The sequence below is a fragment of the Sphaerospermopsis sp. FACHB-1094 genome, assembly GCF_014696195.1.
In the GTDB taxonomy this organism is placed as follows: Bacteria; Cyanobacteriota; Cyanobacteriia; order Cyanobacteriales; family Nostocaceae; genus Sphaerospermopsis; species Sphaerospermopsis kisseleviana.
This window is the reverse complement of the sequence record NZ_JACJPT010000129.1, coordinates 1-13795: the sequence shown is the minus strand read 5'-3', so window position 1 is coordinate 13795 and position 13795 is coordinate 1. Positions and strand designations below refer to the sequence as shown.

The window sequence follows — 13795 nt, the reverse complement described above, 5'->3', positions numbered from 1 at the left end:
CCCAGTCCCCAGTCCCCAGTCCCCAGTCCCCAGTCCCCAGTCCCCAGTCCCCAGTCCCCAGTCCCCAGTCCCCAGTCACCAGTCACCAGTCACCAATCCCTAATCACCAGTTATAATTAAAAACAATGATTGTGAGTATCTACCAACAGTTTTAACTTTTACAGCAAGTCAGTAAATCGGGGATCACTTTGCAGGGTTTTGAGGATCTGTTTAATTTCTTGAGTGCGTTCCTTGTTTACTATTAGGGTAACATTGCGATCGCGCACAATCACCACATCCTCCAACCCAATCGTCACTACCACATCATCTGGATTAGAAGCATAAACAATAGCGCCTTGGGTGTCTAGCCCTACATGGGTAGCTAATTCCACATTAGGATTATCCTCTGTTTTCAGTAGGCGTTCGATGGCATTCCAGTCACCCAGATCATCCCAACCAAATTCCACTGGCAAAACATAAGCTAGACTTGTCTTTTCCATCAGGGCATAATCTATACTCTTTTTAGGCAACTGAGGGTAAACATCGGGTCCTTGTTGTTCTAAAGGTCGGATAATTTCTGGGGCATGGGTATGGAGTTCTTTGAGAACCACCCCAGCCCGAAACACGAACATACCGCTATTCCAGCTAAACCGACCCGTTGCTAAAAAATTCTCAGCCGTTTCCCGGTTGGGCTTTTCAGTAAAGCGGTGAACGTGATAAGCTGGCAACTCATTAAAGCTACCAATCTTTTCACCTTGTTCAATGTAGCCGTAACCCGTGGACGGGAAAGTAGGCTTGATCCCCAAAGTGACAATCGCTGCTGTGCTAGTCGCTAACTGGGTAGCAGCACTCAAGGTATTTGCAAATACCTTTTGATCAGCAATCCAGTGATCAGCGGGGAAAAAGCCAATAACAGCGTCTTCTCCGTAACGCTTGTTAATTTCCAAACTAGTCCAAGCAACGGCGGCTGCTGTATCCCTACCCTCTGATTCAATCAGCAAATTTTGCTCTGGCAGATCGGGTAGTTGTTGTCGTACTCCTTGAGCTATTTGGCTAGAAGTAATCACCCACAGGTGATCCCAACCACCTGCGAGTGTTAGCAGTCGATCAGCGGTGGCTTGTAGTAAGCTTTTAGAACTGCCATCGAGACTTAAAAATTGCTTAGGTCTGTCCCGGCGACTAAGAGGCCAAAAACGCTCACCTTTACCACCCGCCAAAATAACAGGGATCAATGAATGACTCATGTTGTTATATACACTTACTGCTTAACAATATTAAGTGTACATTCATTCAATTTGGGATAATCTTCACTGATCAATCTGAGTGTTGGGGAATTTTAGATTTATAACTTAGTGGCAAATACGAGGGTGATGACAAGAACAAAATCTAAAAATCAACAGTCTAAAATCTAAAATCTAAAATCTGCATAGATAGCTCTAACTCTAGCAACAAGAATTTGTAGCTTGCATTAACATACCTTTAGGGAGTGGTTGAGTGGGGAGACAATTGTGATAAAACAAGTTCAATGGTCCAAAAATCAAGTTATACCTCAACAAACAACAGGTTTAGATCAAGAGGCACAACCGCAACAATTTCAAAGGGTAGAAAATCAGGTCATACCTACCCTAGTACCAAGATCAGGGACAGAGGTTCAACCAAAACAGCCAGTAACACAGTCAATAAATAATCCACGTCAAGTCGTTGAGTCAGTAGGTGCTATCCCTAATGAACTCTACGATCGCTTAGGGTTAACAATGCCCCGCTGGCTATTGTGGATATTAACTTTTGTTATTGGTATTATTTTATCAGGTTTATTGGTGTCAACTTTGGCGTTATGGACTCCCCTCTGGAGTAATTTAGAGCAAGCCAAAGATGATGATTTTGGATCTACTACCAGTAAAGATCAGGTAAAAGTACCTGGGGATTTATGGAATAAACTTTCTCAGTACCAACTATCAAAACCCATGAATATTTTAGTCATGGGCATTGAACCAGTGAAGGGTACTGTTGACGGTTCTCCAGAAAGTTTTGCTGGTAGCAGCGATACGATGTTATTAATTCGGTTAAATCCTAGTGATAAATCTATTCGTGTGCTTTCCATTCCCAGAGGGACAATGATCGCCCTCCCAGATGAGGGATTAACCAAGGTTTCAGAAGCAAATGCTAAAGGTGGTCCAGTATTAGCTGCACGGGTAGTTAGTCGGACTTTAAGCAATGCTCCCATAGATCGCTATATTCGCATTTCTACTAGCGGTTTGCGGCAATTAGTTGATCAGTTGGGTGGGGTAGATGTATTTGTACCCCAAGGGATGAATTATCAAGACAATGCTGGTGGTTTGTCGATGAATTTGGTTAGCGGTTGGCAAACTCTTAACGGTGAACAAGCAGAACTTTTTGCTCGTTTTCGGGAATCAAATATCGGGGATCTGCCAAGAGTGCAACGACAACAAGCACTAATAACTGCTTTAGTTCAACGTTTAAATAGTCCCACCGTTTTACCCAGGTTGCCTCAAATTACTCGCATTATGCGGAAGTATTTTGACACTAACCTGAAAATGGAAGAAATGATGGCTTTGGCTAATTTTTCTGTGAATGTAGAACGGGATAATTTTCAAATGTCCATGCTACCTGGTACGTTTAGTAAGTTTAGTAAAGACCCAGATAGTTACTGGTTGAATTTGACTGGACAACAAAGCTTATTGAATGATTATGTTGGGGTGGATATACCTGGTTTAAAATCAGATTCCCGTCCAGTTTCTCGCCTCAAAATTGCTATTCAAAATGCTTCCAATCAACCTCAATTAACAGAACAAGTTATTAGCTATCTCAAATCCAAAGGTTTTGCTAATATTTACACAATTCCCGATTGGCCTGATACTTTGCGGCAAACTCAGATCATTTCCCAAAAAGGAAATCCACACCCAGGGGCGGAACTGCAAGAAATTCTAGGCTTAGGTCAAGTTGAAGTTTCTGCAAAGGGTGATTTAGGTGCTGATTTGACAATTCGCATTGGTAAAGATTGGAAATAAGGACTGGGGACTGGGGACTGGGGACTGGGGACTGGTGACTGGGGACTGGGGACTGGGGACTGGGGACTGGGGACTGGGGACTGGTGACTGGGGACTGGGGACTGGGGACTGGGGACTGGTGACTGGGGACTGGGGACTGGTGATTGGGGACTGGTGACTGGGGACTGGTGAAGAGGTGATTTTCTCGTTCCCATACTCTGTATGGGAATGAATTTTATCAGGCTCTGCCTGATATGAAAGTAGACAAAGTAGAGGCAGAGCCTCTATGATGGCATTCCCAGTCTGAGACTGGGAACGAGAGAAAAAGAGGTAAGGGTTTAGTAATGCTAAAACCCTACAAATAACTACAAATAACTACAAATAACTACAAATAATGATTATTAAAGTTATGAAAAAAAATTTGTGGAGATTATTAAGTTTACTGTTGATTTTGCTTTTAGCTTGGTTGTGGATAATGATTAATCCTAAACCTGCGATCGCCCAAATTAATACTATTAACTATAACAACGCTTCTTTAGAAAATCGTGACTTTTCTCACACGGATTTATCAGGAGTCAATTTCGTAGCTGCGGAAATGCGTGGGGCAAATTTTCAAGGGGCAAATTTAACTAATGCCATGTTAACTAAAGGTGTCTTATTAAAGGCAAATTTACAAGATGCTAATTTAACCGGTGCTTTAGTTGATCGCGTGACGTTGGATGGTGCTAATCTCAAGAACGCTATTTTTACAGCAGCCACTTTAACCCGTAGCCGCTTTTATGATGCGGATATCACTGGGGCTGATTTTACAGACGCTTTGATTGACCGTTATCAGGTTTCATTATTGTGTGAACGGGCTGATGGTGTTAACCCTGTAACTGGTGTGGCTACACGAGATAGTTTGGGGTGTAGGTAGGTCACAGGTGACAGGTGACAGGTAACAGTAATCATCTGTTGAAAATTGAACCTGCTGATTATTAAAAAATAAACATTTTGTGGGATGGGCATCTTGCCCGTCCTAATTATGTAAACTCAAAGTATATTATTTTAATTAATAATTGATAACTGATATTCGTGACTGAACAACAACAAGATCAAAAACCCTCTCATTCATTTGCTGGTATTGCTGGTATAGTTGCCGCAGCAACCTTAATTAGTAAAGTATTTGGTTTAATTAGACAACAGGCGATCGCTGCTGCTTTTGGTGTCGGTGCTGCTGCTACTGCTTACAGTTACGCCTACATTATCCCCGGTTTTTTATTAATACTACTTGGTGGTGTCAATGGTCCTTTACATAGTGCTATTATCAGCGTTTTAGCCAAGCGGAAAAAAGAAGAAGCAGCGCCTTTAGTAGAAACAGTCACAACCTTAGTAGGTGGGTTATTATTAATAGTCACAATTGCTCAGATTTTTTTAGCAGAACCAATAATTGATATAGTTGGTTATGGTTTAGAACCTAACACTAGAGAAATTGCCATTCGTCAATTACAAATAATGTCCCCAATGGCGTTATTTTCCGGTTTAATTGGCATTGGTTTCGGTACTCTCAACGCAGCAAATCAATATTGGTTATTATCAATTAGTCCTTTATTATCTAGCGTTACCGTTGTTATTGGTATTGGTATTTTAGCTTTACAATATGGTAAGGAAATAATTCAGCCAGAATTTGCATTTATTGGGGGAATAGTTTTAGCAATTGGCACTTTAGCCGGGGCAATTTTACAATGGATAGTCCAGTTAATTGTGCAATGGCGGTTAGGTTTAGGAACATTGAAACTAAGATTTGATTTTAAATCTCCCGCAGTTCAAGAAGTAATTAAAATCATGACACCGGCAACAATTTCTTCGGGAATGATGCCGATAAATGTAGCGACAGATTTATTTTTTGCCAGTCCCATTAAAGGCGCAGCCGCAGGTTTTAACTATGCCAATTTATTAGTACAAACTCCGTTAGGGATTATTTCTAATATTATTTTATTGCCTTTATTACCAATATTTGCTAAATTAGCAGAACCAGAAAACTGGCCAGATTTAAAATTACGCATTCGTCAAGGACTGTTATTAACTGCGGTGACAATGCTACCTTTAGGGGCGTTGATGATAGCTTTATCTGAACCAATAGTGCAGGTAGTTTATCAACGGGGAGCATTTAAACAAGAAGCAACCCAGTTAGTTTCCTCCTTATTAATAGCTTATGGAATTGGGATGTTTGTTTATTTAGGGCGTGATGTTTTGGTGAGGGTATTTTATGCTTTAGGTGATGGACAAACACCTTTTAAAATTAGCACGTTTAATATTTTATTGAATGCAATTTTAGATTTTATTTTAGTTAAACCCTTTGGTGCGCCTGGTTTGGTGTTAGCTACAGTAGGTGTAAATTGTAGTTCAATTTTAATGTTGTTGTGGTTATTAAATAGAAAATTAAATGGTTTACCTTTACGGGAATGGAGTTTACCAATTTTCGGTTTAACTGCGGGTAGTTTCGTTGCTGGTTTTGCGAGTTATGGGACTTTGGTTGCTTGTCAGCAGGTGTTAGGAAATAAGGGGTTAGTTGTTTTAATAGTTGAGTTATGTGTTTCTGGTGCAGTGGGAATTGGGGTGTTTGCGGTTATTGCGGGGATGATGAGGATACCGGAGGTTAATAGTTTTGTGGTGAAGATGCGGCAGAAGTTTTTGAAGAGGTAGGGTTGATTTTTAGATGCTATATTTACCGAGAGATAAAGTTTGCATAAAAGTACGAAATTCTGGCACATTCTGAAAAATTCTACCTATACTTTCTAAATTGATGAAATCTAATGCTTTTTTATTAAAGTCTTCATCGGTTATAGTTTGCAGTTCAGTAGTACCATAAAGTAATTGTTTCAATTCTCTTGGTTTTTTACCATAAGCTGATTTAATGAATATTTGAGAATCTATTTTAGCAGCAGCTAGTAATATTTCTGTAGAAGGAAAAACAACAAATGGAATTACTACAGGTAGATATTCGTGTATATAACCTTCTCTTACTTTCGCTCGATAAAATTCTTCTACACTACTTACTAATATTTTAGAAATACTAACTCTCCAATCTTTGAAGTAGTCATCAGGATGGGAAAATGTATGTTCACTATCAGCAGTCACTAAAATAATGTCTCGATTAGAAATTAGTCCCAGTTCACTTTCAAAGTCTGAAAAAGCACCAAAAATAGTTCTTGTAACTGAATTTTTCAAAGCTAAGGCTTCTTTACCTGTTAGGTAGCAGCTATCTTTAATTTTATCAGCTTCTCGACAATATTTATCTACTGCATCATGAATAGTTTGTCTGTTTAACTCAATATAGTTAAGAGTTACATTGTTTTGGTCTTCATCAGATAAAATACACTCAGAGATTTTTTTAAAAATTGCTATATCAGTCGCTCCATCTCCGATAATACCTATATTTCTTGCTAACATCACATTTTTCCTCATTACCCACCTGATTAACCAATTGTCCCTTCATACCACAGTTCTGCTAACTTATATTTTGGTATCTCAACTATCTTTTTACCTGTAGTTTCATCCTCTATAATTTCACCTTCTACAGTACCTATACCTACAAGTGTATCTAGAGATGTATTGAGATTTCTGACATCACTCTTTCTATTCCGTTTTTCTAGCCGCACAGTATAAACATGATCTAAATGATTATGAAATTCGCGTAAAACAGAGGGACTATGGGAAGTAATGATAAATTGAGATGTAAAACCTTCTGAAGTTGGAGATGTCATTTGCCAAATCCAACGCATTAATTCTTGAATATTTCCCGGATTTACACCATTTTCAATTTCTTCTAAAAGAATCAAACTTGGTGTTCTATAAAGAGAAGCAAGAAGACTAATAGCTGCTGCTTTCATGAATCCATCTGAAACCGCATCTGGTGGAAATTCTTGTACAATTGTATTTTGTCCAAGATCGAAATTCCACACAAGTTTTGAAATTTTATCATTATAACGAACTCCTTGAAAGTTATGATCAAATCGCCTCATCAAAGCAGTAAATCTTGTAAATGTGCGTTCTTCTTTTTCTTTGATATATTTAATAACTGCTTGTAGTCCACGACCTGTACTACCTAATTCAGACGGAATTTTAATAAAATCACTCTTGTCTCTTTCATCCTGAGCATCATCAATATCATGAATTTGATCATCTTTAACTAGACCTTTAAGAAAAGCTGGTTGGAAGTGATAACTATATGTGTTTGCAAAATCACCAAAAAAATCTCTACATAGTTTTTTTTCTGCTGCTTGCAAAGATGTGTTATCTTCAATATTTTGTCTTAAAGCAATTAAATTAGTTGGCTGATCATATCCACTTACAATTATCTTTTCATCATTATTATCTAGTTTAATTGTTATTTTTTCTTTGCAACTAGCAGATTCTGGAAAATTTTTATTCTCATGCAATTCTATTTCATAAATAATACTGCCTTTGGAGTTATTCCAAGCAATTTTAAATTCCATTGGTTCGCCATCAGCTAGTCTATAACGATGAGCATATAAGTCTCTGTGGACATTAACTGTTTTTTTAGCATTAGCATTTCCAGGGCGGCCTCTTCTGACAAGACTACAAAAATGCTGTATACCTGCTAGAAGATTAGACTTACCTGAATTATTATTACCAATCAATAAGGTGACTGGATGAAGCTCTATAGTAGTCAGCTTATGGGTTTTAAAGTTTTTAAGTGTTACTTGCGTGAACATAATTATTTTCCCGTAACAACTATAATTTTACATTATTTACGCAAATTTTTACTATGTCAGCAAAATAGTCTGTAATTTTTATATCCAATCTTCAACTCCTTTATGACAAAATTCCCAATCAGCTATAGTATTTTATTCCCCCTTTAACCTCTGTCCATACAAACTTAAAGCATTCTCACGTAAAATTCCCAATCCTATTTCCTCCGCTTCTTTAACAGTAATATCTGTATCTTTAATTGCCTGATCTAATACTTCTCCTAACAATTGACGACCCCATTTTGCACCTAAATAATACAATTCGGGGATAGAATGAGCATCAGATGAATACATTAATTTTGTGGTAGGGATTAATTCCAAAAGTTGCCTAATTGTATTTCGCATTCCGGCTACACTTAAAAAAGGAACTGCTAAACCAAAATCTAGATAAACCTGGGGATACATTGATGCTAAATATCCCGCTTCTCTCATGTAAGGATAGGAAGCATGAAGCAAAACTAAAGGCGCGTTTTTATATTGAGGACATTCTATCAAATATCGTAAATTTAAAGGATTTGCTAATCTTAAATCTAAATCTGGATCTCCTAAACCAGTGTGTAATTGTACAGGTATTTTATATTTAGCAGCAACTATCAACGATTGTTGTAAAATAAAATCTATTAATTGTTTATCATTTAATCGTAAAGGCAGATCATTTTTTTTCTGTAGTTTTTTAAAATCATAAAAATGCACAGCAGCAACCGCAGGTGCAACAGGTCGAATATCTAACCCACTACGATAACAGGCGATACTTTTAAACGCTACAATGTCAGGGGATGGAGGATCAATTTCTTTGATAAAAGCATTGACAAAAGTGTGAAATTCGTCAATTTGTGAAAGTAGTTTTTCCGCTAATAATTCTAAGCGTAAAATTCTTTTGACCGTGGTAAATTGTTGATGCCAAGAAATTGGTAAGATATTTTCCGGGGTTAAACCATCATCTAAATATATTGCTTCTAAGTTAGCAGCTTCAAAATATATTCTGGTTAAATTTTCTAGTCCTAAATTTTGCCGATGTGCTAAAATTGCTGTTTCTTCGGGTTCACAGTTTAATAATGTAGCAATTTCTCGTAAACTGCGGCGGTAAAATAAGGTATGTTTAGCGTGATAATTTACTATTTCTGGATCATAACCTTCTGTAAAAGCGGCTGCAAAGGGATAATTTGCAGCTACTTCTGATTTTAATATGTTATGGGCGTGTTGTTCAATGAGGGGAATTTCCGAGAGATTCATGGATGGTTAAGATTTTTGAGATGTAAGTATTCAGGTATCTGGGTTTCTGTGTCAGCTTTTTACAGTTTCTGACATTGGATTAATTTTACATTTAATATCGATCTTTCCAAACATGAAGTTAAAATATTTAACTATTTTTGATAAAAATTTGCAAATAAATATACTTAAAATCTGGTATATTTGGGAAATATTTGGATAATCTTGTTATACTTGAATGATAGTTAACAATAAGCTAACAATATTATATTTTATGCAAACACAAACCCGAACCTATACACCAGAAGAATATCTAGAACTGGAAGAGAAAGCAGAATATAAAAACGAATACCGTGATGGAGAGATTATACCAATAGCAGGAGGAACAACAAATCATAATAAAATTGCCCTGAATTTTGCTGCTGCTTTAAAATACGGATTAAAAAAGCAAAATTATGATGTTTATATTGGTGATGTCAGGTTGTGGATACCCCGTTATCGTCAATATACATACCCTGATGTGATGCTAATTAAAGGTGAACCTATTTATCAAAATGCAAATACAACTACTGTGATGAATCCTTTATTAATTGCTGAAGTTTTATCTAAATCAACTAGCAATTATGACCAAGGTGATAAGTTTCTTTATTATCGCTCAATTCCTGAATTTAAAGAATATATTTTAATCAATCAATATCAATATCATGTCATGCACTATGTAAAAACAGATGATGGGAAATGGATATTTACAGAATTGGAATCTGAATCAGATACTTTAACACTGCAAAATCTAGATTTTCAAATTGATTTTCAGGATTTATATGAACAGGTTGATTTTCAGAAAAGTGTTGATGAATAAATAATTAATCTATAGGACTTACGCAAGATGTGACTGAAAACCTTATTCTTGCGTAGGGGTAATTCATGTAGCTTGCTTCCCGAAGGGTATTACCCCTACTTTCGTTCCCTTTTGCGTAAGTCCTGATCTATACAAAATCTAGTATTTCTGATAAATTAGGTTGAGAGGATGTTTTAAAAGTGGTATTTCGTGATTTTAATCACATTTTTACCCCCCTTAATCCCCTCACAGGGGTAGGTTTTTAATATTATCTGTTAAGGCAGGACTAGGAAGACAAGGAGGTATTGTAGACAAGGAAGATTTTCTACAAAACAAGGTCTGTTGAGCCTCAGTTTTTGTTACCAATTGTATATTATTGGTACGTATTTCCTCCCTTGTCACCTTGTCTGCCTTGTCCTCCAAGTCTTGCCCTGACGACAATGTAAAATACCTACCCTTGTGAGGGGTTAGGGAGGGGTAAAAAATATTTGATACATCAATCATGACTGTTCAAACAACCTCTGAGAATGACTACAACGTAAAAAATATATATTTATAATGAATAATTTTCAACTTCCCAATTTACCCTTACCATCACCCCTTGTAGGTTCTGAAATTGGTTCTTTTACTGAGTTTACCGTAACTCAAAGAATGCCAAATATTGCCCGTCGTGTCATTCAAGAAAATAAGTTTACCACTGAGATAAATCAAAACTTGGAAAAATTAGCAGCAGAACTTCCCAACGGATATTTACAACCTTTAAAAAATGACACAGGTGCAGATTTTCACGACTGGGAGAAATATCTAGAACCTTATAAAAATCAACGTTGGGTAGATGTACCTTGGTTTTTTGCGGAAACTTATTTTTACCGTCTTATTCTCAATATTACTAATTACTTTCAACACGGAGAATGGCAAGGTGTTGATCCATTTTTACTACAAAAAGAACAAGGTTTAGAAGCTGCTATTGATGCTATTATTTCTTTATGTACTCAAGTACAACAATGGTTAAATGAATCAAAGAAAGCAGGTAAACCTAGTAAATCTTCTCTGATTGCCTTATTGTATTTCGCATTATGGGGAAATAGAGTTGATTTAAGTTTATGGTCAGCTTTTGAAGATAACAGAAGTAATTTTGATATTCAAACTCAATTAAATAACATTTTGGTAGATGATTCATTTGCAGTTAGTAAGCTATTAGCTAAATCGGAAAATAACCGCATTGATTTTGTAGTTGATAATGCAGGTTTTGAATTAATTTGTGATTTATGTTTAGTTGATTTTCTCTTGGGTAGTGGTTTTGCAAATCAGGTTTATTTACATTTGAAACCCCATCCCACTTTTGTATCGGATGCAATGATTAAAGATGTGTATGCAACCAAAGATTTTTTAGCAGCAGGTAGTCATCCTGATGTTAAATCATTTGTACAAAGATTAAGTAAAAATCTTGATTCAGGTAAATTGATTTTAACAGAAGATTATTGTTGGACTTCACCTTTACCATTTTGGCAAATTCCCCAATCACTGAAAGATGAGTTAGCAAAGTCGAATTTAATAGTTGTTAAAGGTGATGCTAATTATCGGCGTTTGTTGGGAGATGTCTACTGGGATTATACTACAAACTTTGCAGATATAGTGGCTTATTTACCTGCACCAATGTTAGCGTTACGTACCTTAAAATCAGAAGTAGCAGCAGGTTTAAAAGCTGAAGTTTTAGAGGAATTAGCAATATTAGATCCTCAGTGGTTAACAAATGGACAATGGGGGGTTATTCAGTTGGTAGATTTAGGAATCTGAAGAAATTCCACATTAAAGAGAACTTTACACAGTAGATCAAACTGAGAATTTTTTTCATATTTACTGTAAATGTCGATTAGCACTACTTCATCACCTCCTTGGATTTTAGATATTGTTTGATATACACTATTTATATATAGCAAGGGTAATTTCCAAAAAGCTATGAAATTAATTTCTGAACCATCAGTTCCGGTAAAAATCCAAAAAATGAACCAAAGGGTGCGATCGCAGCATCCCAGTATTCAGCAACGAGGAATTGACCAAACTGCCATGATTTTAGATGATAATGGCAGGGAGAAAAATCAAAATTTCTCTTTTATGGTAATCGGTGATAGCGGTACTAAGTCTCATTATGGTTCTCATCCTCAGCGTCAAGTTGCGGAAATGATGTTAAATCATAGTGATGATTGCCGTTTTATTTTGCATACCGGTGATGTTGTTTATGTGGTGGGTTCTCGTGAGTATTATCCGCCTAATTTTATTGAACCTTACCGCGAATTTTTGGTAGGTGGTGAAAACCCCGAAAGTATTGCTTATGACCAGATGGTTTTTAAGTTACCAATTTTGCCAGTTTTAGGCAATCATGACTATTATGATGTGCCTTGGTTCTATCGTTTAATTACTGGTTCGACTTTACCTTTGCGGCGGATGTTGCTTTACAAAGATATTGAAATCGGTTGGCATGGTTCAAATCAAGGTGATGCTTATTCAAGAGCTTTTATTGATTATTTAGCTGCTATTTCTCCCCATGAATTAGAATATCATTTAGATAAATATTACACTGCTAAAAGTAATACAGGACGCTGTTTGCGTTACCAACCGGGACAATTCACCCGATTACCTAATAGGTATTATACATTTAACTATGGGGGAATTGACTTTTTTGCCCTTGATTCTAATACTTTTAATACCCCAGAACCGCTACCAGAAAACCAAGCGGGAGATATACGTCGGGAGTTGTTACAGCGTCGTCAAAAGTTGGAACAAGAAGAGTTAGAAATTTTGGCAGAGTGTGATAAACTTAACTCCGAAAATCCCGAAGAATCAGAACTACTGGCTGATTTGGGTGCTAAGGTAGACCAACTTAATGAAGTCAAGCTTGATATTGAAAAACAATTAGAAATTCATACCAGTGCAGATGTGGATCTTGAACAGCTTGACTGGTTAAAAGATAGATTAATTGCATCTTGGCAAAATTCAGAAGTGAGGGGACGGGTGATATTCTTTCATCATCCTCCTTATGTAACAGAAGCTACCAAGTGGCATCAAGGACAAACTTTAGCCGTGCGTCATCGGTTGCGGGGGGTATTGGAACAAGTTGCGGCGGCTTTAGGTAATATAAATCAAGGTAGACCGCTTGTGGATGTGGTTTTCAATGGCCACGCGCACTGTTTGGAATATCTGCGGACGGTGGATACAGGATATGCCGATTCACACATTAATTATATAGTTTGTGGTGGCAGTGGTCGCCGTCCCCGTCGCCAACGACAAGAAGGAACGGAATTAGTAGAAAGTTTTACCGATGGTAATAGTAATTCTACTCATAAAGTTGCCGAGTCTTTGCTGTATGTGGGACGCAGTGGTTACGGTTCAGAGATGAAAAAACCTTATTCCTGCTTGCGGGTGGATGTGAAAGAAGGTTTTCCGGCTAAGTTTATTATTACACCATTAGTTACAGAGCAAGTAGAGGGAAAATGGTGCGATCGCCAATTAGAACCTATTGTAATTTAATAAGCTGTTGTGCATTTAATTTGTATAAGTGGAACAGGCATCTTGCCTGTTAAACAAGAGTTCAGAATGTTAGGATTATACAATTTAGCTGTGTAACAGTTTACTCATCCTGTTGCTAAGTTGGGTTGCTAAGTTGGGAATATTACTCACAACCTCAAAACTGCTGTAATTAGGACTGCTGTAATTAGGGGTTGCTGAGAAAGTCTTTCCGTGAGGGTATAGGAGTCAGGAGTCAGGAGTCAGGAGTCGTAGGGGCGAAGCATTCGGACGACAAATTATCAATTTTATGAAAAGGCTATTTTCCGAATGCTTCGCCCGTACAGGAGTCAGGAGTCAGGAGGAGATTGGAAAATTTCTTTGCCATCTCTTGAAATCCCCAAAAATGCACACTTTTTCCGGTATACCCTTCAAAACCCTTGCACTAATTTCTGTGTTTATCAGCCTCTAACCTTTGATACATCAAGGTTTTAGGTTTATTC

General features: G+C 37.2%; 11 protein-coding genes. 6 read left to right on the top strand and 5 right to left on the bottom strand.

Annotated elements, in window-relative coordinates:
- Positions 1–158: 158 nt before the first annotated feature.
- Positions 159–1223 carry a mannose-1-phosphate guanylyltransferase gene (locus H6F47_RS23975; protein WP_096566935.1) on the bottom strand — a complete coding sequence of 355 codons (1065 nt, stop codon included), beginning with the start codon at positions 1221–1223 and terminating at the stop codon, positions 159–161.
- A 264-nt stretch (positions 1224–1487) separates the two neighbouring features.
- On the opposite strand from H6F47_RS23975, the gene H6F47_RS23970 reads away from it, so the two are divergent.
- The gene (locus H6F47_RS23970; RefSeq protein WP_190651327.1) at positions 1488–3008 is read left to right on the top strand and encodes an LCP family protein; all 1521 of its coding nucleotides are present in this window, start codon (positions 1488–1490) and stop codon (positions 3006–3008) included.
- Here H6F47_RS23970 and H6F47_RS23965 read toward each other — a convergent pair.
- A complete protein-coding gene (locus H6F47_RS23965; RefSeq protein WP_190651325.1) occupies positions 2936–3202 on the bottom strand; it encodes a hypothetical protein in 267 nt (88 codons plus the stop codon). The genes H6F47_RS23970 and H6F47_RS23965 overlap by 73 nt on opposite strands.
- A gap of 194 nt (positions 3203–3396) precedes the next feature.
- Here H6F47_RS23965 and H6F47_RS23960 point away from each other — a divergent pair, with 194 nt between their 5' ends.
- Positions 3397–3903 (top strand): pentapeptide repeat-containing protein, encoded by a 507-nt coding sequence (locus H6F47_RS23960; RefSeq protein ID WP_190348383.1) that lies wholly within the window; start codon positions 3397–3399, stop codon positions 3901–3903.
- A 158-nt stretch (positions 3904–4061) separates the two neighbouring features.
- Positions 4062–5672, top strand: a complete 1611-nt coding sequence (murJ, locus tag H6F47_RS23955) for a murein biosynthesis integral membrane protein MurJ (RefSeq protein ID WP_190651323.1) — start codon at positions 4062–4064, stop codon at positions 5670–5672.
- A gap of 9 nt (positions 5673–5681) precedes the next feature.
- On the opposite strand, the gene H6F47_RS23950 is transcribed toward murJ, so the two are convergent.
- The 3 genes from H6F47_RS23950 to H6F47_RS23940 all read right to left on the bottom strand — a co-directional run bounded on the left by H6F47_RS23950 (position 5682) and on the right by H6F47_RS23940 (position 8974).
- Positions 5682–6434 carry a hypothetical protein gene (locus H6F47_RS23950; protein WP_242027484.1) on the bottom strand — a complete coding sequence of 251 codons (753 nt, stop codon included), beginning with the start codon at positions 6432–6434 and terminating at the stop codon, positions 5682–5684.
- An 11-nt stretch (positions 6435–6445) separates the two neighbouring features.
- Entirely contained in the window at positions 6446–7705 is a 1260-nt protein-coding gene (locus H6F47_RS23945) for an ATP-binding protein (RefSeq protein ID WP_096566947.1), read from the bottom strand.
- A 132-nt stretch (positions 7706–7837) separates the two neighbouring features.
- The gene (locus tag H6F47_RS23940; protein ID WP_190651321.1) at positions 7838–8974 is read right to left on the bottom strand and encodes an amidohydrolase family protein; all 1137 of its coding nucleotides are present in this window, start codon (positions 8972–8974) and stop codon (positions 7838–7840) included.
- A gap of 250 nt (positions 8975–9224) precedes the next feature.
- Between H6F47_RS23940 and H6F47_RS23935 the strand changes: the two genes are divergently transcribed.
- From H6F47_RS23935 to H6F47_RS23925, 3 genes are all read left to right on the top strand, one after another.
- Complete coding sequence (locus H6F47_RS23935; protein ID WP_190651320.1) at positions 9225–9809, top strand: Uma2 family endonuclease; 585 nt, start codon at positions 9225–9227, stop codon at positions 9807–9809.
- 537 nt (positions 9810–10346) lie between these two features.
- Positions 10347–11585 (top strand): damage-control phosphatase ARMT1 family protein, encoded by a 1239-nt coding sequence (locus H6F47_RS23930; protein ID WP_190651318.1) that lies wholly within the window; start codon positions 10347–10349, stop codon positions 11583–11585.
- A 162-nt stretch (positions 11586–11747) separates the two neighbouring features.
- The gene (locus H6F47_RS23925; RefSeq protein WP_096566955.1) at positions 11748–13316 is read left to right on the top strand and encodes a metallophosphoesterase; all 1569 of its coding nucleotides are present in this window, start codon (positions 11748–11750) and stop codon (positions 13314–13316) included.
- Positions 13317–13795 lie beyond the last annotated feature (479 nt).

Bases quoted from the DNA above. Each gene is read 5' to 3' on its own strand.
- H6F47_RS23975 (WP_096566935.1), bottom strand. From the start codon at position 1,223: ATGAGTCATTCATTGATCCCTGTTATTTTGGCGGGTGGTAAAGGTGAG.
- H6F47_RS23965 (WP_190651325.1), bottom strand. From the start codon at position 3,202: ATGGGAACGAGAAAATCACCTCTTCACCAGTCCCCAGTCACCAGTCCC.
- H6F47_RS23960 (WP_190348383.1), top strand. From the start codon at position 3,397: ATGAAAAAAAATTTGTGGAGATTATTAAGTTTACTGTTGATTTTGCTT.
- H6F47_RS23950 (WP_242027484.1), bottom strand. From the start codon at position 6,434: ATGAGGAAAAATGTGATGTTAGCAAGAAATATAGGTATTATCGGAGAT.
- H6F47_RS23945 (WP_096566947.1), bottom strand. From the start codon at position 7,705: ATGTTCACGCAAGTAACACTTAAAAACTTTAAAACCCATAAGCTGACT.
- H6F47_RS23940 (WP_190651321.1), bottom strand. From the start codon at position 8,974: ATGAATCTCTCGGAAATTCCCCTCATTGAACAACACGCCCATAACATA.
- H6F47_RS23935 (WP_190651320.1), top strand. From the start codon at position 9,225: ATGCAAACACAAACCCGAACCTATACACCAGAAGAATATCTAGAACTG.
- H6F47_RS23930 (WP_190651318.1), top strand. From the start codon at position 10,347: ATGAATAATTTTCAACTTCCCAATTTACCCTTACCATCACCCCTTGTA.
- H6F47_RS23925 (WP_096566955.1), top strand. From the start codon at position 11,748: ATGAAATTAATTTCTGAACCATCAGTTCCGGTAAAAATCCAAAAAATG.